Below are 26,417 nucleotides of genomic sequence, written 5' to 3'. Positions count from 1 at the left end.
ACCTACGTTTGATAACTCTACGCTTGGTAGCCCAACACTCAACTGTTCTGCGCGCAAATGCTCCTATGACTGCTTGGTCGCAGTCGAAAACAGGTCTTTTACCTCGTCATTTTTGAGTTCATAGTTGTAGAACGTTTTGTAGTAGGTCTTGGTAACGTCTTCGGCAGAAGTGTTGAACTGTTCCGCGTAGCACAGGCGTGCGAACCACTGCAAACCCATAATCTGATTGACGGACGGAGGGCCGGAAAGCCAGTTGTACGGCTTGCTGGGAACCTCATAGTAGTTTTTGTTCTTGATAGCCGCAATATCCGCCCAGGCTGCGTCGTCACCGACAGACTGGTAAATGCTCTTGGGTCCAAAGACGATAAGCTCCGGATCAAAGTTTGCAATCTGCTCCAAATTGAGCTCATTGCCCGCACCCGAACCGGTCGGTTTATCAACGACGATACAGTTGTTTGCCACCATATCGATAACGCCTGCCTGAAAACTGCCCCTGGCCATGCCGTTAAGGCCACTGTCGCCCAACAGATATGCCGCCTTGACGCGCTTATCGTCAGAAAGACCGCTTACCACAGCATTAACCTCATCGTATGCGTTCTTGCAATACTCACCGAGAACCTTAGCACGATCTTCCTCGCCTAGAAGTTTACCGAGATTAGCGTAGGCGTCACTATAGGTGGAAAGCGACGATTCAACATGAACACACGGAATGCCCAGCTGTTGCTGGAGGTTATCCATATCCTCTTTGATAGTCTTTTTCGCTTCGCCGATATCAATGACAAGATCCGGCGCGGCATCAGCTACAGCCTCCTTGTTAAAATCGCCCTTACCGCCGTAAATGGCACCGAATTTGGGAAGATTCTCGGGAACGTCAGGAAAATACGCTGCGGCATTGCCGAGATCATTTGCAAGGCCACATAGCTTTTTAGGCGCAATGGTAATGATGACCTGTTGTGCAAGAGGTCCCGAAGGGGCGATTTTTTCCACCTTCGCGGGAATTTCTACCTCACGGCCACACGAGTCGGTAAATTTCCAGCTCTTAGCTTGTTCCTGCTCCTGCGCGTCTTCCTTCTTTTCTTCCGGCTTTGTGTTGGAACATCCCGCAATGCCGCCAACGGTGCCGGCGAGAAGCGCTGCGAAAGCCCTTCTCGTCATCTGCTGCTTTGCCATACCTATCCTCCTTTGCGCTCGGACGGCTCGCGACCCGCTCGCGATGGTACCGCCTTAGCTCAGTGCCTACACAGTTCAAACGTTCAAATGCCGAGAAGCTCCGTTCTCTCCCTGCCGCAAAAAATCTTGCGTAAGATTCTGAATGCTTGATTCCGGCACACACACCCGCACATGATCGTCGTAGAGTGAACTCACGCGTACGCCAATGTGATATAGCCTGCTGATATGCTCGGACGTCACCACGCTCTGTGGTGTGCCGTCCACGACCACGCGTCCTCCCTCAAGCGCAAGAACCGCATCTGAATAGAGATATGCCTGATCAGGATGGTGTGTAGAAAGCAATACCGATCTTCCTTCATCCGCAAGCGAGCGAACCAGATTTAAAATGCGCGAGGTATTCGCAAAGTCAAGCGCGCTGGTAGGCTCATCCATGACAATAGTATGTGAATTCTGCGCCACCGCGCGTGCCACCAGAACCAGCTGCTGCTGACCTCCCGAAAGCTCTGTCACGGGGCGATGAGCCAGATCGACAATACCTACGCGTTCAAGTGATACAAGAGCATGCTCCACCTGCTCTTTTCCAGGACTTTTGAGAACGCTGAGCTCACCGCCGCATGCCATCAGCACCACATCAAGAGCCTCGTAGTCAAAGACCGACCGGTGGGATTGTGGAATATAGGCTATTTCAAGCGCCCGCTTACGAACAGAAAGCTTCGATGCATCAGTTCCGTTAACAGCGACTGTCCCGCCATACCCCTGATTTAAGCCAAGAATACACCGGAAAAGCGTTGTCTTGCCGGTTCCGTTGGGGCCGAGCACGCAAGTCAGCGAGCCGTCAGGAACCTCAAACGACACGTCTTTGAGCACCGTGTGATTTCCGTATGAGAAAGAAAGATGTCGGACATCCAAGCTCATGCTGCCCTCTTTCTCGTGATAAGCCACATAAAGAATGGCGCGCCAACAAAAGCCGTCAAGATGCCGATGGGAATTTCGGAGGTACCGACGAGGCGCGCGATATTGTCAACGATTAAAAGGAAGGTAGCTCCCATCAGCATGCTCGCAGGCATAAGTTTTCGATAATCCGCGCCCACAAGGCCGCGGGCAAAGTGAGGAATTACCAAACCAATCCAGCCAATAATGCCCGTCACCGAAACACACGCCGCTGTCATCATAGTGGCAAGTATAATAGTCACTACGCGCAGTCGAGGTGCGTCAACACCCATAGTCAGCGCTTCATCGTCTCCCATGGTAAGAGCGTTTAGCCGCCATCGAATCGCAAAAAGACCAATGGTACCCACAAGAACAGGAGCCGCAACCAAAGCGATATCCTGCATTTTCGCGCTGGTCATAGAACCCATGAGCCAGAACGTAATCTGCTGAAGCTGAGCGCTCGGATCCGCAACCAGCTTAATGTAAGAAACGCCTGCCGAGAAGAGCGAACTCACCATAATGCCCGCAAGCACCGTGATGAGAATCCGATTGCCGCGGGCCGTCGCGCTTATCGCCAGCACCACCACAACCGAAATCATCGCAAACGCGAAGGCTGAGACAGAGGTCACGAGGCTGCTTGCGGAAAGAAGGATTGCAAGGCAGGCGCCAAATGCGGCTCCTTGCGAAGCGCCGAGAAAATCCGGAGATACCAGCGGATTTTGAAAGATACCCTGAAACGACGCGCCTGCGGCAGCCAGAGAACAGCCTACCATGAGCGTTAAGACAACTCGGGGAAGCCGCACGCCAAAGAAAATATTTGCCTGCTGACTTGTCCACGTTTGAGCCGTAGGGACAATACGGCTTATCAAAATCTTACATACATCGGACGGCGCGATACTATAGCGACCCAACGTCAGCGACACAACCGCAACAAATACCATAATTATGGCAAGACAGATAATTGCAACATCAGGATGAGAACGTACGAGGTCAAAACGCACACCTCTCCTGTTGTTCATATATAATCACCCGCCTAGCCTCAACATTTACGACGTACGAGCTTCCGCCATGTATCTACTCAATGATAGTCCGCAGTCAGGCATACGCAAACAGCGGCGCGGCGAGCGGTTACGCGGCAGAAATGTTGCACATTTGGGCTGGTTTTGCGATCGGGTTTTGGGGGCCGAGAAAAACGCGAGAAGGACGTCCTTCTCGCGTTTCCTTTCGCCTATGCTACGCGGGCGTCAACTTTCAGCCATTCAAGCTGGTCAATGTTTCCTTTAACATGCTCGCAAGACTTCTTCCACGCCGCGATTTCCTCCTCGGAAAGCTCAGGCACGAGGACCTTCTCGACACCGTCTTTGCCGATAACCGCAGGAAGTGAGGAGTAGAATCCAGACGCGCCATACACACTGTCAAGCAGCGTAGATACGGGAGTGATGAGCTTGGTGTCATTGACGATAGCGCCGATAACCTCAACAGCACCGTTAGCGATGGAATACTCGGTGCAATGTTTTCCCTTATAAGTAACGTAGCCGCCCATACGCGCGTCCTGCTCAAGCTGAGCGCGGTCAAATTTCACGCCGGTTCTGTCTTCAATCTCTTTATCGGTCAAGCAGCCAAACGTTACATGGGACCACAGGGCAAACTGGCCGTTGCCGTGTTCGCCCAGCATCCAGGCGTTGATGCAACTTGCCGGATAACCAGTCGCCCTAGAAAGCGCATGACGGAAACGAGCAGAATCCAGCGTAGTGCCGGAACCGATGACCTTCTTGGGATCGCAGCCGGTCAGATACTGAATCTCAGTAGAAACAACGTCACAGGGATTGGAGATGCTGACCCATACGCCGTTGAAGCCCGCATCTGAGATGCGCTTTGCAAACTTGCGCGCCTCATCGGTGGTCACAAAAAGCTCGCCGTCGCGACTTGCCGCCGCAGCCTCGATATGACCCGCTGCGTTCACGATAATGTCGCAATCGGCAAGTTCTTCGTAGCGCGCATCCACCTCAAAGACGCGCGCGGGATGCGGGTAGAAGGGCATAGCGTCAAGCAAGTCGTTAACCTGAGCTTTGCAGAGAACCTCATCGATATCGCTGATGTACAGCTCGGTTGCAAGACCCTTAAACAGCAGAGCGTTTGCGACATGCGCCCCAACGTGACCAGCGCCGATGATGCCGATTTTACTTACAAGTGCCATACGCTCTCCATTCACTCGTGCCCATTGCGCAGACGCCAACGGGTTGCGAAAAAGCCAGCGCCACGATTTTCTCGTACTGCGATTCGCTGCCGCGATTTTCTCGCGCCGAAATTCGCTGTCGCAATTCACCGTGTAGCCAACCTGCGCCTTGTTGCGCAATAGCCTACAATGTTTTGCAGACAAATTCGCAGAGTTTGCCATGTTGCAATCAATCTGACACATTTGGAGAGGATCTCCATGGGATATCGCACCCCTACATGCCCTGTTGCCCGCACCTGCGGAGGCTGCGAGTGGTTGTCGGTTCCCTATCCTATCCAGCTACAACGCAAACAGCAGCAGGTAGTTGAGCTGCTTGGTCCTCTTGGCGAGAAGTTCGGCATTTCTGTAGAAGACATTCGCGGTATGAAAGAACCGCTCGCGTTCAGGCATAAAGCCACCACTCCTTTTGCGCCGGGACGGGGCAGGTCTGTGCGCTCGGGCTTTTACAGCGCGGGAACGCATCGCATTGTGGCGTGTGAAGCCTGCTTAGCGGAGGATCCACGAGCGCGCGAAATCTTAAACGACGTCGCCCGGCTGGCCGCCCGTTTTAAGGTACCTGCCTACGATGAAGACCGCAACCGAGGAACGCTTCGCCATGCCGTCATACGCACGGGATACGCCACGGACGAGATGCTTTTAACGCTTGTCGCCAACGGTCAGCGCCTTCCTCACGAGCGAGAGTTTGTATCCGCACTTCAAACACTTCACCCCGAGCTAACCGGCATCGTTCTCAACAGTAACCAAAGACGCACAAACGCTATTTTAGGGCGAGCCACTCGTGTGCTCGCGGGTTCAGAAACCATGCACGATAAGCTCTTAAACTGCATGTTTGAGATTGGACCCACGAGTTTCTATCAAACTAACCCCGAGCAGACCGAGGTCCTCTATCAACTGGCGCTTGAAGGAGTTGGATTGCGCGAGAAGAGCCACGGCAACCGCAGCGTCCTTCGCGTCCTCGATGCCTATTGCGGTACCGGCACCATCGGCATCTGCGCAGCTAAAGAGGCCGGTTTGAACGACATTTCCACCGAACTCACCGGAGTTGACCAAGTTGAAAATAACATTGCCATGGCCAAGAGAAACGCCCACGCCAACACCCTTTCTGCACGATTTATCTGTGACGATGCCACGCGCTTCATTGCGAAGAAGGCTCAGCGCGGAGCTTCTTATGATGTTGTTGTTCTTGATCCGCCACGCGCAGGTTCCACGCCAACCTTTCTGAAAGCGATTGGGCAGCTGGCGCCAAAGCGGGTGGTATACGTATCGTGCAACGTTGTAACGCAAGCTCGCGACCTGGAGGTTCTTCTCGCCGGCGGGTACAGGCTGGAGCGTATAACACCTGTGGACATGTTCCCGCACACCAAACATGTGGAGACGGTAGCACTTTTGTCCAAACTCGATGTCGATAAGCATATAGATGTTGAAATTAAACTTGATGAGCTTGATTTGACAAGTGCTGAAAGTAAAGCGACTTATGCACAAATCAAGGAATATATATTGGAAAAATTTGATTTAAAGGTTTCGACACTCTATATTGCACAGATTAAAAAGAAGTGTGGAATTGTACTGAGGGAGCATTATAATAAATCAAAAAAAGAGAAACAGGTTATTCCACAATGCACACTGGAAAAGGAAGATGCTATTATTGATGCTTTAAGGCATTTTAAGATGATTTAATAGAAAAGGTACTAATTCAAGTTAAAAATTACCCGCTTTTCCATGTTGTATAGAGAAGTAAAAACCGATTGGAAAAATATGCTTGAATAGCACAACGATTTTCCTGCTTTAAATATCGTTTTAAGGAGCTTAGTGCACATGAACTATATTACATATGGAAATAAGAAAAACAAGTCCCTGTTATTTATTCACGGACTTGCTTCTACGGCGAAGTTATGCTTTGAATCGCTTCTGTCTTATTTACAGGATTATTATATCGTTCTTTGTGAACTGGATGGACATTGTGCCTCCAAACCGGATGATATGTTATCGCTAAAAGATAGTATCGATGATATAGAAAATTACATGCAAGAGGAAATGAACGGGAAGGTATATGGTCTTTGTGGTTTTTCCATGGGGGCTACCATGGCGGTTGAGTTGATTGCACGAGGAAACATCTCTGTTGAAAAGGTATTGTTGGATGCGGCAATTGTCATTGAAATGGGACTTATGGCGTTGCCGTTTCAATGGGTTTTTATGATCGGAACAAGTAGAATCAGGCATGGGAAACCAATACCTCGGTTTTTGCTGAATAAGATGATGGGAAAAGATAACCATAGCTTGATTGAAATGATGTATACGCATATTCGTAAAAAAACAATTCAGAATGCTTGTCAATATCTTTATCATTATAAGATACCTGAAAATTTAAAAAAATTTTCTAATCCGGTCTTATTTTGGCGTGGAAGTGAAGAGCTTATTCCGGCTAAGGGTGAAAAGAAATTGAAAGAATATCTGCCGCAAATGGCAAGCGAAGTTTTTGAAAACATGGGACATGGACAATTTTTGCACGAGCATCCGAAAGAATATGCGGAGAAGCTGAAAATATTTTTGCAAGAATAAAATGGATTTAATTTATAGGAGTATGAGTCAGATGATTAAGACGCTTATTATGCTGGGATTGGTGTGCCTATTCGCGACACTTATGATAATGGACTTTATTCTTGTGATTCCAAAATTCGGCTCTAAACATTTCGGCGCACCGGATGATATAAAGGAAATGATGGAAAAAATGCCGGATAGAGCTCCTTGGGTGAATTTACTTGGCGTATGTATTATGATCGCCGGTTTTGTAGGAGTAACGTTGGTACTTATATGGGCAATGGTTGATACGGTAAAAACTGAACTGTCTTTTATAGAAGCTTTTATCAGATTTTTCATTATCACTGAAGGATATAAATTATTTGATATTATATGCTTTGATTATCTTATGCTTACAAAGTTGAAATTACCTGAAAGAATTTATCCTGAAACGGCAGGGGCAAAGGGATATGATAACTTTGGATTTAATGCCAAAAGCCAGATAACTAAGCTTATTGTATTTTGTGGGATAAGTCTTCTTTTGGCGTTCATTTTAACGGTAATTATTCCCTTATGGCGATAAGTTTATGTACTTTGATTTTCCAAAGTTTTAAGCAGAGTACATGGCAAGAAAGAATAGAATTTAAGAAGGAGAGGGTTTTATGGATGTAATGCGAGCGATTCTGGACGGATTTGCAATAGCTGCAATCTTTAATGGTGCCGTGGCAGCTTTGGCACTAATCAATCCGAGATATTTTTTTGATTCTTATCCAAAGGCAATTCAAAAAGCTGCACCTGAACAGATGACCAAAAAAGAGAAAAACATAAATCTCATGCTAACAATTATAATTTGTGGGATTTGTTTCATATATTCAATAGCAAGTCTTTTTCATTTAGGCATTTCTGACTATTGGACTCTTTTTTGGATGGGGTATATTCAGTGGAGCATATTAAACTTAGGGGATTTTTTACTGCTGGATTGTCTGTTGTTTCTGGGGAAATATAAGGAAAAAATCGTCATACCCGGGACAGAAGGACACCCTGATTATGGGTTCGGCAATTGGATGAAGCATAGAGCCATTATGGAGCATTTTGTAGTGGCTCCGTTTTTGATTATACCGTTTGTAGCAGCGATTCAGGCTTTGATTGTTGCATTTTTCGGAAGATAAATTTATGTAGATAGTTTGTGCTGCGTAAAATAAATCGGAACTTATGAAGGTAAATATAATGAGTACATACTTGCAAGAGACTAAAATGCTTGATTTTTCAAATCTGGGCATTCAAAAATTAATAGAGATGAAGCGTTGGAAAGAAGAAAATAAGTTTGATTGTCTTAAAGCGATTTATAATTTCGTAAGAGATGAGATAGCATTTGGGTACAATGTGGATGACAGTATTCCTGCCTCTAAAGTTCTTGAGGACGGATATGGTCAATGTAATACAAAGGGAACTCTTTTTATGGCATTGCTTCGTGCCTGTGAAATTCCTTGCCGAATTCATGGATTTACCATAGATAAAAAACTGCAAAAAGGTGCGATGAGTGGATTCGTTTATAAAAATGCCCCTCAGAATATATTACACAGTTGGGTTGAAGTGTATTTTGAAGATAAGTGGTATGAACTGGAGGCTTTTATACTGGATCAAAAATATTTGTCAAAACTGCAGAAAAAATTTGCGGACTGTATCGGTTCTTTTTGCGGATATGGTGTTGCGGTAAAGGATTTTCAGCATCCAATCATTGATTTTGACAAAAATGACACATACATTCAAAGCGAGGGAATTACGCAGGATTTGGGAGTATATGATTCTCCGGATGAATTACTGAAAAGTCATTATCAGGAGATATCGGCAGTCAAAGCCTTTATCTACAGGAATTTAGGAAGACATTTGATGAACTGGAATGTGAAAAAAGTAAGGAACTCTTAAATTCTTGTATATAAGGCTTTTCATATGTTTAAAGACTTTGACATTAGTTTTAAGACATCATTTTCTATGGATATTAGCTTTGCGCGAGAAATATTAAGCTCCTGTCTTGTGTATAGTTATCATCAGGTAGTCTTGATACATGTGGAGACGGTAGCCTTGCTGTCACGCACAGATGGGTGACGTGGCTGAAACTCGCATGTAACAGGGGCTTTCGGCGATAGCTGCTTCTTGTGGAGAAGGGGTCGATCTCGCGAGATTGGGAGAATAGGAACTTATCGAGGCGAAAACATGAGTAAACCTTGGGTAGGCACAGACGATAACATCAGCCCCTGCGCACCGATTTTTCGGCATATTGGGTGGGCGCAGACGATGAGCACAATCCGCACAACAAGGCACTTAATGCCGTTGTGGAGAATGCTGCGAAATACGTTGCAAGGCAGAGACAACTCCCCAGGTTGTTTGCCGAATCGCTTGTCCAGCTCATGAGGGAGCAGAAGATGACGGTCGAAGCTCTCTCGGACAAATCACTCGTTGGCGTGAAAACCATACAGCGACTCCGCAACGATGAGGAATACCCAACCAGCAAGCAGACAGTTCTTGCACTCTGCGTTAGATTGAAGCTTTCGCCAGCTGAAGCGGAAGATCTATTCGACAAAACGGACTTCAAACTAAACACTAAGAAGACAGAGGACTACATTTATAAATGCGTGCTTGGTGCATGCTCCAATAATTCGATATACGCGATAAACGAAATGCTGAAAAAACACAAGGTGCCGCTGCTCGGCAGTTCGCCAGAAGAATAACAGGAAGACGAATCGATGCCATCACTTGGGAAGAGCATAGATTTATATTTGATGGACGGAACAGCCACCGGAAGGTGGCAGGCGACACTGTCCAATTGGAATTGCATCGCATATAAGATTCCGCGTGATGACGACGTGAAGAACTGCAATGACCTTCCGGAGCTTCATGCGCCGGGCGTGTATTTCCTGTTCGGTCGTGACGACGAGTCCAACCGGCAGTTCGTTTACGTTGGCGAAGGCGACGATGTCCTCAAAAGGCTGATGCAGCCGCATGGGTTCGAAAAAGGCGACACATTCTGGACGGAGGTCGTTGCTCTGGTGACGTCGGACAACATCCTCGACAAGGGCAAGATTAAGTACCTCGAGAATCGCTTCCACGGGATCATCTCGGATGCGAAGCGGTACATTGTCAAGAACGCAAATACACCTACTCAGTCCCAGCTTCCCAAGAAGACAAGAGACCTTCTTGAAGAGTTCATCATGAACGCTCAGATCGTCATGCCTGCACTGGGGCATAAGGCTCTGGAACCGCAGCCTTCGCACGACAACGGCGAGAAACAAGAAGACCTTCTTTATTTCTCTCGGAGTCATGGCAAAGGCGGTAAGGCAACGGGCAAGCTCGAGGATGATGGCTTCTGGGTGCTGAAAGGAAGCTACATTTATCCCGAAGCTGCAGACTACCTGCCTGCAGGAGTGAAGAAGGCGCGTGAACAGCATGCGGCCATTATCAATAAGGCCGGCATCCTTCAAGAGGACATTTCTTTCGGGAGCCCTTCGTATGCGTCATCGTTCGTATGCGGCAAGAACTCAAACGGGCTGATCGAATGGAAGAATGCCGACGGAGTCCTGCTAAAGGAGATGACAGAGGATGCACCTCCTGCAAAGAAAAAGGCACCGACAAGGAAGCCGAAGGTATCCGAAGATGCTGGTGATGCGATCATCCTTCACCTTGCAGGCAAGAAAGCGGTAGCGCACGGATACGTTTCTGGGGATGCCTTTATCGTGCTTAAGGGCTCGGAAATATGCCCGGAGGAATGTGCATCCTGTCGGGAATGGATAAAGATTCATCGCAAGGAACTGATTGATGCCGGAACGGTTAAGGACGGTGTTTTCACAGAGGATACGACGTTCAGCAGCCCATCTGCCGCAGCGGCATGCATCGTAGGCGGCGAATCAAACGGCAAATCATGTGAATTACAGACGAAGGCGTGAAACTTAAAGACTTATAGAAGGTGTTACATTCCGCTTCTACGGGACGTAGAATAGAGGCACATATTGTTTGCATCGTGAGTTAACAGGAGACATATTGCAATGTTTGAAACGAAGAAAACGCTTATCGTCGTCTACAAGGACGAGCTTCTGATGAATCAGCTCAAGAAGATGATCGAGACACATGATGATGCTGAAAATGAGGTTGTCGGCACAAGGGACAACTCCATCAACGTCGTGTCTTGGACGGAGAAGGTGTGGCTCGGTAATAAGAAGGCCGGAAACATACAAGGAAAGATCCTATTCCTCGGCGACATCAAAGGAACAGACAAGCTCATCCCCGTCATCGACGTGAAGTTCGATGACTGCGGCGTCAAATACGGATGGGCAGGCAATCAGGCTGTCCTCTATGTTGAGCCGGAAGCCTTGACCAGCCGAGAGGGCTACGACGAGTTTCTGAAGAAGTTGTCAGACCTCCCAGTTCCCAGTTTCCTGAAGACGATGAAGCAAGATATCGTTGAGAACGCCGGAGAGGAATCCGTCGGAGAGATCGCCAAGCAAGAAGAGACTGACGGTGAGAAGAAGGCTCCTGCCTTCTTGAATGCGGCGAAGAAGATTCTCGAAAGTGGAGCAGATGCCTTCGAGAAGGTCAGTGAGCAGGTCGCAGTCAAATCCGAAGAGATATTCAGGAACAAATCCCTCATGAAAAGGCAGATGCTCTTCTACGGGGCTGTCCATCTTTACAGAGATGAGCTTGAGAGCTTCATGAACAAATAGGGTAACTATCGATGCAGACGAAAAGCGAAGTACAACAAGGCTGGGAATTTGCCGCAGCGATAATGGGAGCGGACGTAGCCGCCCACATGGGCACGGAATACGTCAGTGCCGTTGAAGCGGCAATTAAGCAGCTTGAAGATAATATCAACAACCACCAGTACCGCAATCTTGGAATCGGGCAGCTGCAGGGCTACATGTTCGAGGAATGGGAAGCTGGCACATTTAACGTTGATGCGGTGGCGGCAGATTCGGCAGACCGCGCAGCGGTTCTTCACAGCACGGCGAAGGACTCCGTGGACATTCAACTGAAATCCGGCACGGATTACAGTGCCAAGTCCTACGGAACCGCCGAGCAGACCGCCAAGGCACAGGCTCGCTTCAATCCCGACACCGGTCAGGCGAGCTATCAGAATCAGGGCAGGCTCGTTCCGTCAGATCAGCTCGATGCCGCAAAACAGACCGCACATCGGGAAGCACTCCGAAACGAACCTATCCGTGAGGACGTGTCGAAAGCCTACGGCGAGACAGAGTCGAGACTGACCGACAAGCTTGCAAACGACGAGGGTGTGGAGTCCAGATCTGCCTCCAGAAAAGACCTCGAGAAGATGGCAAAGGAAAGCAAGAAGCAGGAGTTCAAAGCAGAGGAGCATGGCGTCACAGCTGAGGGCGCGATCAAGACGGAATACCTGCTGAAGCAGGCTCTGAAAGCCGGATACACTACGGCAGCCATAACGGTAGCCGTTCAACTTGCTCCGGAGATATATAAAGCCATCGACTTCCTCATCAAGAACGGAGAACTCGACCTTTCCACAGTCAAGCACATGGGTAAGAAAGGAATATCGGCAGGTACAGAAGGGTTCCTTCGCGGTTCGATATCGTCTGCGCTTCTCATCATGTGCGAGAGCGGTGCGCTTGGCGAAGCCCTCAAGGGAATCAGCCCGACGCTTCTCGGCACCGTTGTTGCTCTGGTTTTGCAGACCACAAAGAACAGCATTCTCGTCGCTGCAGGAAAGATGACCACACAGCAGATGGGTGCGGCATTCGTGGATATGGTCGTTGTGTCCGGCGGATACCTCGTTGGGGCACATATTGGAGGTATCATAGGTCAGGCACTCGGATTCCAGCTTCCTGTTCTCGGATACCTGCTGGGCAGCCTGATAGGAACATCCTTCTGCGTCATCTACAACATCGGCAAGAAGAAGCTAATCTCGTTCTGCGTTGATACCGGCTTCACCTGTTTTGGACTGGTAGAGCAGAACTATGAGCTTCCAGAGGACGTACTCCATGAGATGGGAGTCGAGACGATAGAGATACCACGCACCAGAATCGAGACCACGGAGATACCGAGGATCGCCATCGGTGTGGCTGAAATAAAGAAAGCGGACTACGAGACAATCGACATCACCGTCCTGCGCCGAGGAGTAATAGGCGTAAACAAAGTCGGGTATGTCTTCTCGTAACGATGTCAACCGAGGAAGTTTATTTACGCCTGATTGAATGGTCGAAAAACAAGCAGAAGATGATTTGGGGATTTCTGGACTCTCAAGGAGAATCCAAGATGGCTGACAGGGGGCAAGACGGTATCAGATTATCCACGCACATCCAGTCATGAGGAACAAGTCATAGGGCGGATATGTTTACGCAAACAGGCGAAAAACTGCCTTCATCTGTGCGCACACAACCCACATCGTTTCTCACGTCTCGTGCCATGTGAAATGCGTTTGCTTGATGTATAAGGTGTAGTGAAGAATTGAGATGGATGAAAAAGGAGCCATAACATGAATAATAAAGATTTTTGGAATTCGATAAAAAAATATGGCGGGCATAGAAATCGTAGTGATGATGAGCTTGTTTGCGATATGATGGTCAAGGAAGGACTTGGCCAAACAGTAGGCGGATATTTTGAAGTTGCAAAATATTCTAAATATAAAAGAATAATTGATAGAAGTAAGGCTGAGCCTTCACAAGCATTTCATTTTTTTGAATACTATATTGATAATGAAAAAAATAATCGCTCGGATAAAAAGCCAAGTTATAATAGTTTGAAGTGTCCTCAATTGATAATGTATATTGCAGAAATGGCAGGATTAGACAGACAAATATTGCTTGGGTGTCTTAAATATATTAGAGAAACTGAAGAGAGTAAGGGTCTTATTGGTATGCCAAAAGGAGGCGGATACTTGGAAAAAATAAAGTTGAACAATGATGAAAATAGATTAAAGGAGTTTAAAAAGAAAATACATATCAGTGAAATACAAAGTATTATTTCGGAAGGAACTTCTTATGAAGAAGTTGTACAAAAAGTCTCTTTGATAGCGAGGTAGTTTAGGTTTTAAGGTATCGACACTTTACATTGCGCAGGCTAAGAGAAAACACGGTTTAGACGTTAGGGAACACTATAATATTTCGAAAAAAATGAGAATCAGAAAGTTTTTCAGTGTCCAGTTGAAAAGAAAGAAGCTATTTCTGATGCGTTGAAGTATTTTAAGATGATCAAAGACGGTTTTTAGTGGATATGGGGGGCAGATATGAATTCTAAGGAGATAAAATACCTCATTTAAAATGGAGAAAAGACAGATGTCGAATTTAAAGAATCTAAAAACACTCTGACCAAAGATATCTTTGATACGGTATGTTCTTTCAACAATAGAAATGGAGGACATATTTTACTTGGTGTAAATGATAAAAGAGAGATTGTTGGCGTTAGTAAAGATAAAGTAGATAAAGTGATTAAGGAATTTACTACTGCAATCAACAATCCGCAAAAGATATACCCACCACTCTATCTGCTGCCGGAAATTTTTGAAATTGAAGGTAAGCAGATTATTTATATAAGAGTTCCTGAAGGCTATCAGGTATGCAGACATAACGGAAGAATTTGGGATAGGTCTTATGAAGGAGACATCAATATCACAGATCACTCAGAGCTTGTATATAAGCTATACGCAAGGAAGCAGAGCAGCTATTTTGTAAATAAAGTATATCCGAATCTTGATATTGATTTTCTTGATGCCACTATCATTGCTAAAGCCAAAAGTATGGCTACCGCCAGAAATAAAAACCATGTTTGGAAAAATATGAGCAATGAGGAGCTTCTTAGAAGCGCTAATTTGATTCTGACAGATCCAGAGACAAAGCGCGAAGGCATTACATTAGCTGCTATTCTGTTATTTGGGAAAGATAACTCTATTATGTCTGTTCTCCCGCAGCACAAAACCGATGCAATCTTTAGGGTTTGAAAATAAGGATAGATACGATGATAGAGATGTTGTCATAACAAATCTGATTGATAGCTATGGCAGGCTTATAGAGTTTGGACAAAAGCATTTGAATGACTTATTCGTTTTGGATGGAATTGTCAATGTCAATGCGAGAGATAGGATACTTAGAGAAATTGTTTCCAATACACTGGCTCATAGGGATTATTCAAGCAGCTATCCGGCAAAGATGATCATTGACAACGAGAAAATTACTGTTGAAAACAGTAATTTAGCTCACGGGCTGGGAGCATTGGATTTGCAGAAATTTGAGCCATTTCCTAAAAACCCTGCTATATCAAAGGTATTTAGAGAAATAGGTCTTGCAGATGAACTTGGATCAGGGATGCGAAATACCTACAAGTACACACAACTTTACTCAGGGCAAAATCCGTTATTTGAGGAGGGTGATATATTCAGAACGATTATTCCTCTGAAGAAGATAGCAACGCAAAAGGTGGGCGGAGAAAATGTCCCTCGAAATGTCCCTCGAATGTCCTCCGAAGAATTGAAGAGTAAAATTTTTGAGATGATAAAAAAAGGATAGTAAGGTTAGCCGTAAATTTATGGCCGAAGAATTGAAAGTTAATGAAAAGACAATTTCAAGGTATATAAAGGAAATCCCTTATATTAAATACGTTGGAAAAGATAAAAATGGCTATTGGGAAGTTTATAAATAAAAATTTATTCGAAAAGTTAGCATGACTAGTAAAGCTGTCAAAGAAATCTTCTCTGCAACAGGGCTTGACATTTCTGCTTGACTTCTCAAAGCAAGTACAACGTCTGGTGGTTTCTATTCTTACAAATCGCAAAGCAAGCTCTTCACAAATTTGAGCTTGTCTATAGTTTTGTTACTCAAGTAATTTTTGCGGAATCCGCAAAAATTACTTGAGTCGCTGGGTTCAGCGAGTCGTACGAAAAAGTAAAGATATATGTCCTGATTATTGCGCATATAGAAACTGGATGACACCATACTTCAAATATAATGTTGTATAAGACGCTATTCTCTTGCTAGATATGGAGAACAATGACCGTTCACGAGTTTGGCGAGAAAAACGAAGATGTTCTTGTTTTGTTCCATCCGCTTGGTGTGCGATGGGATGTTTTCAACTATGTGATACCAACATTGCAAAAGCACTACCACCTCGTTATTCCTGCACTACCCGGCTTTGACCCGGATATGCCCAAAACTGACTTTACCAGTGTGGAGCAGATTGCCGACGAAATGGCCTCATGGCTTATACATCACGGCTTGAACACCACCAAATACCTCTATGGCTGCTCTTTGGGTGGAGCCGTCGTAGCACGAATGCTTGCCACCAGAAAGATATCCGTTGACTGTGCCGTAATAGACGGCGGTATGACCCCTTATCAACTCTGGAAACCACTGACATACCTCATTGGTATTCGCGATTTCATAATGTTGGAAATCGGTAAACACATGAGCATCAAGGCGTTGCGAGGCATGTTCGATCCTGAAAAATATACGGAAAACGACATTGCATACATCAAAGAGGCTATGTCCGGCATGAGCGCAAAAACCATCTGGCGTTCGTTCTACTCCTGCAATAATTACTCCATGCCAAAATCCGCTCCATCCATTAATTGCCGCATAGCATATTGGTACGGCTCTGCTGAGAAAGGGCCACGAAAATGGGACATCGCATACATTCGCAAAATGTTCCCCCATGCGCAAATCATTGAAAATGCAGGAATGGATCATGCTGAGTTTTTTACGCTGCATCCGGAAGAGTTTTGCAAAAAGCTGACCGCGTGGATTCATTTATCGGCACGCGATAAGAGATAAATTATCCATGGTAATTACCTATGATTTGTTTTACAGCGAGACTATACCCTATTATTTATAAGGGACATAACATGTCCTGTGGACAATATAGCTCATAAAGAGTATTGCTCACTTTATGTCCTGTTTTGTAAGAGCAGCCGACGGTAAGATGGGCTCGAAAGGAGGTCGCCAATCCATGGATATCGTAAAAATAGGAAAAGTTCTTCAGGAGTTACGAAAAGAAAAAGGACTTACCCAGGAACAGCTTGCAGAACAAATGGGTGTTACGCGCAGAACGGTTTCTCGATGGGAAACCGGCAGCAACATGCCGGACCTGGACATCCTGATGGAATTGTCTGATTTTTACGCGGTCGACCTTCGAGAAATCTTATGCGGAGAAAGGACACGTGAGCATATGGACAAAGAATTACGCGAGACCGTATTGGAAGTCGCCGATTACAGTAACGACGAAAAGGAACGGTTGTTGCAAAGGCTGCACTGGCTCTTTATCGTTGGACTTCTGGGGTTTGTAGCGTTTCTCGCAATCCAGTTGTTAAATCTTGGCTCCATTGCGCCATACGAAGTTGTGGGAGATTTTGGCCTGGGACTTGCTTTTGGCATGACTATTATAGGGGTGATTTTTACCCAGAAACATGCAGCGAGGATCAAAAAGGCCAAGATACGGGTACTCAAAAAGCTACAAGAGAAATGCCATGCGACCCCTGAACAGTCCAAAAGAGAAAAATCGATAAGCAAAATTACCATACTCGGCGTCGTACTTGGCGCATGCGTAATCCTAACGGATCAATGTCTTTATCGGCTTCCTCTATGGCTTGCAGCTGTGTTGTTTATTTGTGCTTGGATACTGATTATTTTTGGGCTCATCATCAACAGGAGAAATCTGTAGAATTTACTGAAGTCAGAGCAGCCATGGAGCGATACGGAGCAGCCATGTATTTCGAGAAACTTTGCGCCTACTTGTCTGAACTGCCGGAGGTCGAATCGATTGCTCTGGGAGGTTCGCGCGCCGGCGCCCGTTATGACGAGAAATCCGACTACGACCTCTATGTATATGAGAAAAGCCCTCTTTCTGAAGAAACGCGTCTCCCTATTCTCAAAGAATGCTGCTCTTACATAGAACTCGGCAACCATTTTTGGGAGCTGGAGGATAACTGCACGTTAAAAGATGGCATCGACATTGACATCCTGCATCGCAACCTGGACGCATTCTCAAAAGATATTTCATCGGTTGTTGATGACCATATTGCACATAACGGCTACACCACGTGCATGTGGCACAATTTGCTTCACAGCAAGATACTCTTTGACCGAGAAGGAAAATTTCGCGATCTACAGGAGAAGTACGCCGTTCCTTATCCCGCTCAACTAAAGAAAAACGTTATTGAGCGCAACAAGCGACTGCTTTCAGGAAATCTTCCGTCGTATGACAAGCAAATCATAAAAGCACTGAAAAGAAACGACATTGTTAGCGTCAACCATAGAACCGCTGCCTACATGGAATCATATTTCGACATCATCTTTGCCATGAATGAACTCACTCATCCCGGCGAAAAACGCATGGTGCAAATTGCACTTGAGCAGGCTCACGTTCTTCCTCAGGACTTTGAGAAAAACCTTACCGCCCTCTACCAAGATCTCTTTGCGCATCCACAAAATGTTGAACACGACATTGTTACACTCACGGAAAATCTCAAATCCTGCTTAAGCACTTTGGCATAGTCTTATGTATGATTCTTTTGTTTCATGTTGTGTAAACAGATTGGATTTTCATGGGTTACCTTATCAACGCACTCATCCACACGGAAGCAACAATGCCTCAAGCTCTTTTCGAGGTAGTTGTCATTACCACAATCGCGTGTATTATCTCCGTCTTGCTCCAGCGATCTTCTAAGCATGCTTCCAATGCTGCCGTGAAAAAGGTGCTCGGGGTCTGCAGCGGTTTAATCTTTGTTGTCTCTGCCGCTATCATTATCGAAGATTTAGCTGGACAAACCAATATTTTCATGCCGATTGCTCAGATGGTTTTCCCTGGATAAGCACCTCTAGGGCATGGAGCTTCTCAGCGCTCCCTTCTCTGCACGTTCTTCTCGGAATGCCCTTTTGATTTGCTCTTCTCGATTCGCTTTTCTTGGTTTGTGGGGAATAGTATGGACTTATCAGAGACTCGCGACGCTTTAACTGTATTGATTGGCGCTGGCTTTGTGTTGGTAGCGCTCTTGGCGTTTATTGGGTTTGCACGGCCGCAACTGCAGAAGCTTGCCAAAAACACCATTTGGCAAGTTCCTCAAATGGGACTTAAGGGGCTTATCGGCCTCTTGCTATTTATGCAGCTTTGTATGGTATTTGCCGAATCTTTGTCGTATCCGGAATCAAAGACGGCCTTTCTCCCCTACATTTTGGGATATGTTGTCGTCTGTCCCATACTTACCAAACTGATACACGTGGCTCTCAAACAACCGGCGGTGACCAATAGATATGTTGCCACTCTGAGTGACATCACTGCATCAGTTGTATGGCAACTCGGAATTTTGTTTCTTGCTCCTGTATGCTATGAACTTGTGGCCACAGCGTCGCATATGCACATTATCCATTAACCGCAAACAAATCCTTATGTCATCCATTCTTTTTTACGTCGCCTGCTCTGTCTTGTTTTTCTCGTTTTATCAAAAAGTGCGTCAAATGGTAATTACTAAGGCGGATCGATTTTTATGAATATGACTATTGATGGTAGCCTTGCTGCCTTGGGAATCAAAAGTGTCGTAATAGGCATTGCGCGTAATGTAGATCCACAGTCTCCTTTTTCTGACGCATTTCTAGCAAAACGAGAAAAAATGGAGAAGTGGGCACTAAGCTGTGATATCGATGCTCTTCTCGGTCATCCAATCATCAAAGGCTATACGGATTTATTACAAAGTGTAGGGCGAAGCGTAAAAAGAAATCCTCCTACCGTTCCTGCGCTCATTCAAAATATCCGGCATCGGGGTTCTCTGCCTCATATCAACAGTATTATCGATATTTACAACGTTGAAGCACTGCATTCACTGCTGGCAATTGGAGGGCATGATCTTGATAAAGTACATGGCTCGATAGAGTTTACCGTCAGCGGCAACGAAGATTCCTTCCTCCCAATTCTGTCTAAGGAAAAACACGTTGCTAAAACGGATTATATCTATCGTGATGCAAGGGGAATCATGGCGTGGCTTGACATTCGAGACGGAGAAAACTACAAATTTAGCAACGAGACAAAAAATGCGATTTTCGTCATTCAGGGTAATGCAAATACTTCTGTTGAAATTCGCCTCGAAGCGCTTGAACGTATTCGATATGATTTAGCTGAGAGTATGCCTGACATGGAGTTTGATACACATGTCATATACGCATAAGAACGAGGTAAGGGGACATCATGCACGAAGTAGACATCAAGAGCCTGCAGCTTAATCCGTGGTCGCTCATCGGAGACCGATGGATGCTCATTACCGCGGGCAATAAAGAAGACGGCTTTAATACCATGACTGCAGCTTGGGGACACTTTGGCACCCTCTTTGGCTCACGCGAAGGTTCCAAGAATACCACCATCTGCTATATCCGACCCCAACGCTACACCAAGACCTTCATGGATAGCCACGACATCTATACCCTCTCATTTCTTCCTGATACAAAAGACAACAAGAAGAAACTCGCATACCTAGGCACAAAATCCGGACGCGACGAAGACAAGGTTGCACACGCCCAACTGACTCCTTTGTTTATCGATGGAACAACCACATTTGAAGAGGCTGAACTCACGTTTGTATGCCACAAAATTTACGTTGATGACCTTATACCGGATAACTTCGTCGACAAAAGCATCATCGAGCAGAACTATCCGCTCCATGACTTCCACACCCGCTACATTGGCGAAGTCCTTAAGGTATACGTTGCAGATTAAGCCGGCATCTGAAACTCATCCGGTAATTGCTTGATTCTTGGCGTCTTCCTCGGCAATAACTTTTGCTTTATAGGCAACATCTTTATCAGACATCGCGTCCTCATAAATTTTTTCACCCGTAGGATGTTCTTCCAGCCAAATCCTTGTAGCTTCAGGCGCCCATTTCTTAGCATAAGGTGTTGTACGAGCGCAAAGATCTTCGGCGCTTTCGGGCGAGACGTATTCCGATGTATGCGCATCGGCATCCTTGACAATCTGAGGTAGTATCTCGGGATTTTCAAGCATCGGACAAGGCTGTAAAAGATTCTTATTCCACGGATAGTGACTGCGGTATGCCTGGAAAATAGGTTGTTTTAGACAGTCAAGCCAGCTATCGGCAGTTTTAATGTTGACATTTGAGTAGTGAATAAATACGCACGGCTCTACATCGCCACGAGCGTTGACATGGCAGTATACACGACCTCCGGCAATACATCCCCCAACAAACTCACCATCGTTCTGAAAATCCATGGCAAAGATTGGTTTACCGCCTTCAACGCTACGAATCTCACGAATTCGACCCAGCATGTATTTACGCTGTTCAACGGTCGGCATAAGATCGGCATTCGCGCCCTCTCCAACAGGCATATAGTGAAAATACCATGCCCAGCGGCAACCTTTTTCAATAATCAAATCAAAGAATTTTTCGGACGAAACACGCTCGGTATTCTCGCGCGTATAACAGGTGGACGTTCCATACAGCAAACCATATTTGTGCATTAAATCAAACGCTCGCATAACCTCCTTAAATGACCCGTCACCACGACGACCGTCATTGACACTTGGCTCATAGCTTTCAAGTGAAACGGAGAAGATAATATTGCCAAGCCTCTGCACGTCTTGACAAAATTTCTCATCTACCAGCGAAGCATTGGTAAAGACGTTAAAAAGGCAATCATTGTGCTCCTCAGCAAGTCTTAAGACATCATCTTTACGTACCAATGGCTCACCACCGGTAAGCATAAACATATGCGTACCTAAATCAGATGCCTCAGTAACCAGCTTATCCATGTCCGCATACGAAAGATTCAAGCGATTTCCATAATCGGCTGCCCAGCATCCGACGCAATGTTTATTACACGCGCTTGTAGGGTCAAATAAAATAATCCAAGGTACATTGCACTGGTATTTCTCGGCATTTGCCGTGGTATTACGTAACCCTCGAAACGCCGCTTCATAACCGCCATCCAAAAGAGTGGTTTTGAGCACGTGCGGATTGGTGGTGTCGATAACGTCAAAAAGGAACTTCTCCCATTTTGACCCTGGATACAAGCCCTTTTTGATACCTCGCGTCGCACCGGGAGACGTGTCTTTCATGAGTTTCCCGGCCATATTGACCAAGTGATCGATGTTTTTCTCGCGATCTTTACTTGAAGCGCTCTTCATAATTTGATCAAGAGCAATGCCGAATGCCTTACGCTCGGCCACATGCGCAACCTTTGACTGCATGCGAAAACATCCCCCTCCTGGAGAACGTCTCTGGGCGTTCTCTTTTTTGAACAAAGTTCAAATTTTTACTACCATACTCCTTGCAGGGAGAATAATCAAGGATTTTTTTGAACGGTAGTAGAAAATAGTGCTCAGCGAAGCGTCTGTTTCTGGCGGATGTTCTTCTTGAGTGGTCTCACGATGACGGCGTAATTGAGAAACGCTCCGCAGATTGCGAGAAGAGCTGCGCAGACAGCGTTGCCGTAGATTGGCCATGTGGGAAACAGCTGTACCAGTGTCTGCTGAATGGGAAACGCCCACAGATATATGCCGTATGAAAGCTCAAACTTTTTACCGAAGTTGCTGAAGCGGCCGCCGGTTCCGTATCCCAGCCAAAAACAAACATACGGAAACAGCAGCATCGTTGCCAAGACGTCGAGCTTCGCATAGAGTAAGACGCAAAACGCGGCTGTCGCAACAATACCGGCAGCGGTATGTATTCTTATTTTGTCGCGGAACACCCAAAACGCTACACCTATATAAAAGAGGACAACAGCACGAACCACACTCAGCTGCTGCGGAGAAAACTTCCAAACATACAAAACGATTAAAGCAACAACGGGAACGGAAGCCAGAATGAAGCGCTTCTGATTAAATCTGGTCAGCTTAAATCCTATAAAGCACAGGATATAGCAACAAAATTCAACAGGAAGTGTCCACAGAGAGGCGTTAACGGTATTGCCCAGGGGGTTATTGGTAAAAACTCCGGGCAGCTCATGAACCATGATAAGAAAGCTGTTGAGAAAATACCGATACGTTTGGGGATTTGTAAAATACTCTCCAGGAGCAAGAGTGCTCACAAGGGGACCCAGCACCAAAGCGGACGCCGAAACTACAAAGATCAGCTCCGGAAACAAGCGAGAAACACGCTGTTTGAAAAAGGTCTTCGCATCACTATGATGCTCGCAGCTCCGCGCGATGAGAAAGCCTCCAAACACAAAGAAAAGACCTACGGACATACCTCCGAAGGTCAGCTGTTTCGTATGCCTATACACAAAGTCCCCCGCGTCGCTGCCGAGCACAACGCTATAGCAGTGGGAAATAATGACAAAGATTGCCGCCACAAAACGCATAAGATTGAGATTGTTAACGCGCGACTCAGCGACATCAGACAGCTTTAGTGAAGTCATACCCTCTCCCGTATATGAACATAATTTGCCTCAACACGCACGCGTCCCTCAGCAATCGCTTGAATGACCTCGGGATAAAGCCGGTGTTCAACTTCATGAATGGCTGCTTCGAGCTCATCGAGACTCCACTCCTCCTGAACTATAACCGGCCGCTGCGCAATAATTGGTCCGCGGTCATACTCATAATTAGCCAGGTGAACGGTCACACCCGTCACCTTAACTCCGTACTCATAGGCCTCTTGAATGGCATGCGCCCCGCGAAAACTCGGAAGAAGCGCAGGGTGAATATTAAGCACGCGATTGGGAAAGGCGTCCAGAAGCGCCATGCCCACTTTGCGCATGTAGCCAGCCATCACCACATAGTCAACGCCCTTACGCTTAAGCTCCGTTGCGATAACCATATCTGCCGTCAAAGGATCGGCGTAAATCTCCTTTGAAAGCGTAAGCGTCTGAATGCCGGCGGCCTCAGCGCGCTTAAGCCCCTGCGCAGAGGGGCGAGAAGAAACAACCAGTTCAATAGTGGCGTCCAGCGAGCCGTCGGCAATGCGATCTATCAGCGCCTGCAAATTGGTACCCGAGCCTGAGATAAGAACACCCAGCTTAAGCGACATCTCTGTAGACCACCTTTCCAGTGCCCGGAACGCACTCTCCCATCACGAAGGGATTGCACCCCTGCGCAACAAGAGCTTCCGCCACATCGTCAACGTCGTCGGGATCAACGATAAGCGCCATTCCGACACCCATATTGAAGGTGCGGTACTGCTCGTCAAGCGAAAGACGTGCCTGTTCGGAGACGTAGGTAATGATGGGAGGAACGCTCCAGTTGGGACCTCCCGATTCGCCCAAACGGTCCACCAGCGCGTCTACCTGCGCAGGCAGAGCGCGATTGAGATTTTCCGTAATGCCGCCTCCGGTAATGTGCGCCATCGCCTTGATGGGCGCGCCGGCCTTAAGCACCGCGAGCAAACTGCCGGCATAGATGGTTGTGGGACGGAGCGCCGCATCAGCAAGCGATTCGCCGCCCAGCTCTTCCAGCGGTTTATTGAGTTCTTCAACCGTCTTGTTCTCGATGACAGCCTTACGCACCAGCGAATAGCCATTGGAATGAATGCCTGATGAGGAGAGGCCGAGAATAACATCGCCTGCAGATACCCGCTCCGGTCCTAAAATCTTGGGGCGGTCAACAACGCCCACTACAAAGCCGGCCAGATCATACTCATCGGGGTTCATAACGCCGGGATGCTCCGCCATCTCACCGCCCACGAGCGCACATCCGCTCTTGCGGCAGCCTTCCGCGATGCCTCCCACGATCTCCGCCACCGCATCGGCCTTAAGTTTACCGACGGCGATATAGTCCAGGAAAAACAACGGTTCGGCGCCCATGGGAACAATGTCGTCCACGCACATGGCCACAAGATCTTGACCCACCGTATCATTGCGACCTAAAAGCTGCGCTATAGCCAGCTTGGTACCAACGCCATCAGTGCCGCTGACCAGCACGGGCTCTTCCATGTCTTTGAGCGCCGCCGCGGAAAAGCAAGAGCCAAAGCCACCAAGGCCTCCAATGACCTCGGGGCGTGAAGTGGTCGCGACAGCAGCCTTAATGGCATCTACCGCACGAGCCCCCTCATCAACATCAACACCGGCATCGGCATAGGTGATGTGGCGGTCATCATTCAGAGCGTTGGACATCTTGCTTTCCTTTCTGTGCAAGTTGTGCCTCTACCTGGTCAAAGGTGCAAGCGTAGGAATGGCAGAGGTTACAAGGGCGCATGCCGGACAAAAACCGTCCATGAAAATCGTCAGGGATCTCTACCGGATAACGTCCGTTAAAACAGGCGGCGCAGTAGCCTCGTTGAGGCACGCAGCTCAAAAGTCCCTCAAGGCTTAAAAAGCCCAGTGAGTCAGCTCCTATATATTCGCATATCTCCTGCGTTGTTTTGCTCGCCGCAATAAGCTGATCCTGGTCAGCGGTGTCAATGCCGTAGAAGCAGGGCCATATAACCTTGGGAGAAGCGCTACGAACGTGCACCTCTGAGGCGCCCGCGTCGCGCAGCAGCTGCACAATCTGCTGAGAGGTAGTGCCGCGCACAACCGAATCGTCCACCATCACCAGCCGTTTACCCTGAATGACATCGGCAAGGGCATTCAGCTTCAGGCGGACGCCGAGCTGCCGAAGCTGCTGCGTGGGTTGAATGAACGTGCGTGCCACGTATCGATTTTTAATAAGCCCCGTGCCAAAGGGAACGCCGAGCTCAGCGGCAAATCCTTCAGCCGCAGGAACGCCGGAGTCGGGTACGCCGATAACCAGGTCAACGTCGGCCGCCGCTTCACGCGCTAGTTGTCTGCCCATGTCGTGACGCACGCGATAGACGGATTTTTCATTCACAACCGAATCAGGCCGCGAGAAGTACACGTCCTCAAAAATACACGCCGCCGGCTCTCGGCTTGCAAGACCTCGCTCGGAGCGCATGCCTTCATCTGAAATACGGATAATTTCTCCCGGCTCAACTTCACGAAGAAACGTTGCTCCTACGATGCCTAAAGCGCATGTTTCCGAAGCGATCACCCAGTTATTGTCTGCAGGGTCTCCCAGACGCCCGATCACCAAAGGACGTATGCCGTTGGGATCGCGAAAGGCGTAGAGCGCGTTTTCACGCACCAGCACCATCGCATAACCGCCCTCCAGAAGCCGCATCGTCGCTGCAATACCGGACCGAAGACGGTGCGTTTTTTGCGTAAAGTAGCCAATGAGCTGCGCTGCCACCTCAGAATCGGTATCCGACCGGAAAGAAATGCTGCGGGCGGCAAGTTCTTCTCGCAACGCATCAAAGTTGAGCAGCGTGCCATTGTGTGCCAGCGCAATAATGGTCTCATCAATCGAAGAAAGATGCGGCTGAGCCGACTCCCATCCTTTGGCCCCGGCAGTCCCATAGCGACAGTGCCCGATCGCGGCTTTCCCCGGCATGGCATCAAGATCCGACCCGGTAAAGACTTCGGTCACCAGACCAAGATCTTTGCGAATCAAGACAGTCTGACCATCGCCGACCGCTATACCAGCTGAATCCTGCCCCCGGTGCTGAAGGGCATGGAGCGCAAAATACGTCAATCTAGCCACGTCACGCTGCGGCGCCCATACGCCAAAAACGCCACACTCCTCGTGAAGCTCCATGAGTTCCTTTCTGATTGCCTCTCATACG

Annotated in this window: 27 protein-coding genes and 1 pseudogene; 19 read left to right on the top strand and 9 right to left on the bottom strand. The window is 47.3% G+C overall.

Annotation, left to right across the window (positions count from 1 at the left end; all coding sequences use genetic code 11):
- Positions 1-63 precede the first annotated feature (63 nt).
- The 4 genes from HMPREF1527_RS05750 to HMPREF1527_RS05735 form a co-directional block, all read right to left on the bottom strand.
- Positions 64-1,170, bottom strand: coding sequence for an ABC transporter substrate-binding protein (locus tag HMPREF1527_RS05750; protein WP_016477766.1), 1,107 nt, complete (start codon positions 1,168-1,170; stop codon positions 64-66).
- Positions 1,171-1,245: 75 nt separating this feature from the next.
- Positions 1,246-2,085, bottom strand: coding sequence for an ABC transporter ATP-binding protein (locus HMPREF1527_RS05745; protein ID WP_016477765.1), 840 nt, complete (start codon positions 2,083-2,085; stop codon positions 1,246-1,248).
- Positions 2,082-3,119 (bottom strand): iron ABC transporter permease, encoded by a 1,038-nt coding sequence (locus tag HMPREF1527_RS05740; RefSeq protein WP_035433740.1) that lies wholly within the window; start codon positions 3,117-3,119, stop codon positions 2,082-2,084. The genes HMPREF1527_RS05745 and HMPREF1527_RS05740 overlap by 4 nt, the downstream gene beginning before the upstream one ends.
- A 209-nt stretch (positions 3,120-3,328) precedes the next feature.
- Positions 3,329-4,297, bottom strand: coding sequence for a lactate dehydrogenase (locus HMPREF1527_RS05735; protein WP_016477763.1), 969 nt, complete (start codon positions 4,295-4,297; stop codon positions 3,329-3,331).
- Between the two features lie 237 nt (positions 4,298-4,534).
- Here HMPREF1527_RS05735 and rlmD point away from each other — a divergent pair, with 237 nt between their 5' ends.
- From rlmD to HMPREF1527_RS05645, 19 genes and pseudogenes are all read left to right on the top strand, one after another.
- Positions 4,535-6,013, top strand: coding sequence for a 23S rRNA (uracil(1939)-C(5))-methyltransferase RlmD (rlmD, locus tag HMPREF1527_RS05730; RefSeq protein WP_016477762.1), 1,479 nt, complete (start codon positions 4,535-4,537; stop codon positions 6,011-6,013).
- A gap of 138 nt (positions 6,014-6,151) precedes the next feature.
- Positions 6,152-6,895, top strand: coding sequence for an alpha/beta fold hydrolase (locus tag HMPREF1527_RS05725; protein ID WP_016477761.1), 744 nt, complete (start codon positions 6,152-6,154; stop codon positions 6,893-6,895).
- A gap of 31 nt (positions 6,896-6,926) precedes the next feature.
- Entirely contained in the window at positions 6,927-7,436 is a 510-nt protein-coding gene (locus HMPREF1527_RS05720) for a hypothetical protein (RefSeq protein ID WP_016477760.1), read from the top strand.
- A 79-nt stretch (positions 7,437-7,515) separates the two neighbouring features.
- Positions 7,516-8,022: a hypothetical protein gene (locus HMPREF1527_RS05715; protein WP_006525958.1), complete on the top strand. Its 507-nt coding sequence runs from the start codon at positions 7,516-7,518 to the stop codon at positions 8,020-8,022.
- A gap of 58 nt (positions 8,023-8,080) precedes the next feature.
- Positions 8,081-8,779, top strand: coding sequence for a transglutaminase family protein (locus HMPREF1527_RS05710; RefSeq protein WP_016477759.1), 699 nt, complete (start codon positions 8,081-8,083; stop codon positions 8,777-8,779).
- Between the two features lie 356 nt (positions 8,780-9,135).
- The gene (locus HMPREF1527_RS05705) at positions 9,136-9,582 is read left to right on the top strand and encodes a helix-turn-helix transcriptional regulator (RefSeq protein WP_035433736.1); all 447 of its coding nucleotides are present in this window, start codon (positions 9,136-9,138) and stop codon (positions 9,580-9,582) included.
- A gap of 15 nt (positions 9,583-9,597) precedes the next feature.
- Positions 9,598-10,794, top strand: coding sequence for a GIY-YIG nuclease family protein (locus HMPREF1527_RS05700; RefSeq protein WP_016477756.1), 1,197 nt, complete (start codon positions 9,598-9,600; stop codon positions 10,792-10,794).
- 99 nt (positions 10,795-10,893) lie between these two features.
- Positions 10,894-11,568, top strand: a complete 675-nt coding sequence (locus HMPREF1527_RS07880; protein ID WP_016477755.1) for a hypothetical protein — start codon at positions 10,894-10,896, stop codon at positions 11,566-11,568.
- An 11-nt stretch (positions 11,569-11,579) separates the two neighbouring features.
- A complete protein-coding gene (locus HMPREF1527_RS07875) occupies positions 11,580-13,028 on the top strand; it encodes a hypothetical protein (protein ID WP_016477754.1) in 1,449 nt (482 codons plus the stop codon).
- Between the two features lie 318 nt (positions 13,029-13,346).
- Positions 13,347-13,892, top strand: a complete 546-nt coding sequence (locus HMPREF1527_RS05685; RefSeq protein ID WP_016477753.1) for a hypothetical protein — start codon at positions 13,347-13,349, stop codon at positions 13,890-13,892.
- Positions 13,893-14,096: 204 nt separating this feature from the next.
- Positions 14,097-15,307, top strand: a pseudogene (locus HMPREF1527_RS08035) (RNA-binding domain-containing protein); the annotation flags it as partial.
- Positions 15,308-15,391: 84 nt separating this feature from the next.
- Complete coding sequence (locus HMPREF1527_RS07990) at positions 15,392-15,505, top strand: hypothetical protein (RefSeq protein WP_198009242.1); 114 nt, start codon at positions 15,392-15,394, stop codon at positions 15,503-15,505.
- A 347-nt stretch (positions 15,506-15,852) separates the two neighbouring features.
- Positions 15,853-16,632 carry an alpha/beta fold hydrolase gene (locus HMPREF1527_RS05675; RefSeq protein ID WP_016477750.1) on the top strand — a complete coding sequence of 260 codons (780 nt, stop codon included), beginning with the start codon at positions 15,853-15,855 and terminating at the stop codon, positions 16,630-16,632.
- Between the two features lie 175 nt (positions 16,633-16,807).
- Complete coding sequence (locus HMPREF1527_RS05670; protein WP_016477749.1) at positions 16,808-17,518, top strand: helix-turn-helix domain-containing protein; 711 nt, start codon at positions 16,808-16,810, stop codon at positions 17,516-17,518.
- A gap of 44 nt (positions 17,519-17,562) precedes the next feature.
- On the top strand, positions 17,563-18,351 hold the full coding sequence (locus HMPREF1527_RS05665) for a DUF4037 domain-containing protein (RefSeq protein WP_016477748.1): 789 nt from the start codon (positions 17,563-17,565) through the stop codon (positions 18,349-18,351).
- A gap of 50 nt (positions 18,352-18,401) precedes the next feature.
- Positions 18,402-18,668: a hypothetical protein gene (locus HMPREF1527_RS05660; RefSeq protein ID WP_016477747.1), complete on the top strand. Its 267-nt coding sequence runs from the start codon at positions 18,402-18,404 to the stop codon at positions 18,666-18,668.
- A gap of 111 nt (positions 18,669-18,779) precedes the next feature.
- Positions 18,780-19,226 (top strand): hypothetical protein, encoded by a 447-nt coding sequence (locus tag HMPREF1527_RS05655; protein ID WP_016477746.1) that lies wholly within the window; start codon positions 18,780-18,782, stop codon positions 19,224-19,226.
- A 114-nt stretch (positions 19,227-19,340) separates the two neighbouring features.
- Positions 19,341-20,015, top strand: a complete 675-nt coding sequence (locus tag HMPREF1527_RS05650; protein WP_016477745.1) for a B3/4 domain-containing protein — start codon at positions 19,341-19,343, stop codon at positions 20,013-20,015.
- Between the two features lie 20 nt (positions 20,016-20,035).
- Positions 20,036-20,560 carry a hypothetical protein gene (locus HMPREF1527_RS05645; protein ID WP_016477744.1) on the top strand — a complete coding sequence of 175 codons (525 nt, stop codon included), beginning with the start codon at positions 20,036-20,038 and terminating at the stop codon, positions 20,558-20,560.
- Between the two features lie 15 nt (positions 20,561-20,575).
- Here HMPREF1527_RS05645 and HMPREF1527_RS05640 read toward each other — a convergent pair whose 3' ends face one another.
- The 5 genes from HMPREF1527_RS05640 to purF form a co-directional block, all read right to left on the bottom strand.
- A complete protein-coding gene (locus HMPREF1527_RS05640; RefSeq protein ID WP_016477743.1) occupies positions 20,576-22,048 on the bottom strand; it encodes a radical SAM protein in 1,473 nt (490 codons plus the stop codon).
- A 131-nt stretch (positions 22,049-22,179) separates the two neighbouring features.
- Entirely contained in the window at positions 22,180-23,217 is a 1,038-nt protein-coding gene (locus HMPREF1527_RS05635) for an acyltransferase (protein WP_016477742.1), read from the bottom strand.
- Positions 23,214-23,828 (bottom strand): phosphoribosylglycinamide formyltransferase, encoded by a 615-nt coding sequence (gene purN, locus HMPREF1527_RS05630; RefSeq protein WP_016477741.1) that lies wholly within the window; start codon positions 23,826-23,828, stop codon positions 23,214-23,216. The genes HMPREF1527_RS05635 and purN overlap by 4 nt, the downstream gene beginning before the upstream one ends.
- Positions 23,818-24,909 (bottom strand): phosphoribosylformylglycinamidine cyclo-ligase, encoded by a 1,092-nt coding sequence (gene purM, locus HMPREF1527_RS05625; protein ID WP_016477740.1) that lies wholly within the window; start codon positions 24,907-24,909, stop codon positions 23,818-23,820. The genes purN and purM overlap by 11 nt, the downstream gene beginning before the upstream one ends.
- Positions 24,890-26,389 (bottom strand): amidophosphoribosyltransferase, encoded by a 1,500-nt coding sequence (gene purF, locus HMPREF1527_RS05620; RefSeq protein ID WP_016477739.1) that lies wholly within the window; start codon positions 26,387-26,389, stop codon positions 24,890-24,892. Before purF ends, purM begins: the two co-directional genes overlap by 20 nt.
- Between the last annotated feature and the right edge of the window lie 28 nt (positions 26,390-26,417).

The organism is Atopobium sp. oral taxon 199 str. F0494 (assembly GCF_000411555.1).
GTDB lineage: Bacteria > Actinomycetota > Coriobacteriia > Coriobacteriales > Atopobiaceae > Lancefieldella.
The sequence above is the reverse complement of the archived record's forward strand: the minus strand, read 5'-3'. Positions and strand labels throughout refer to the sequence as shown.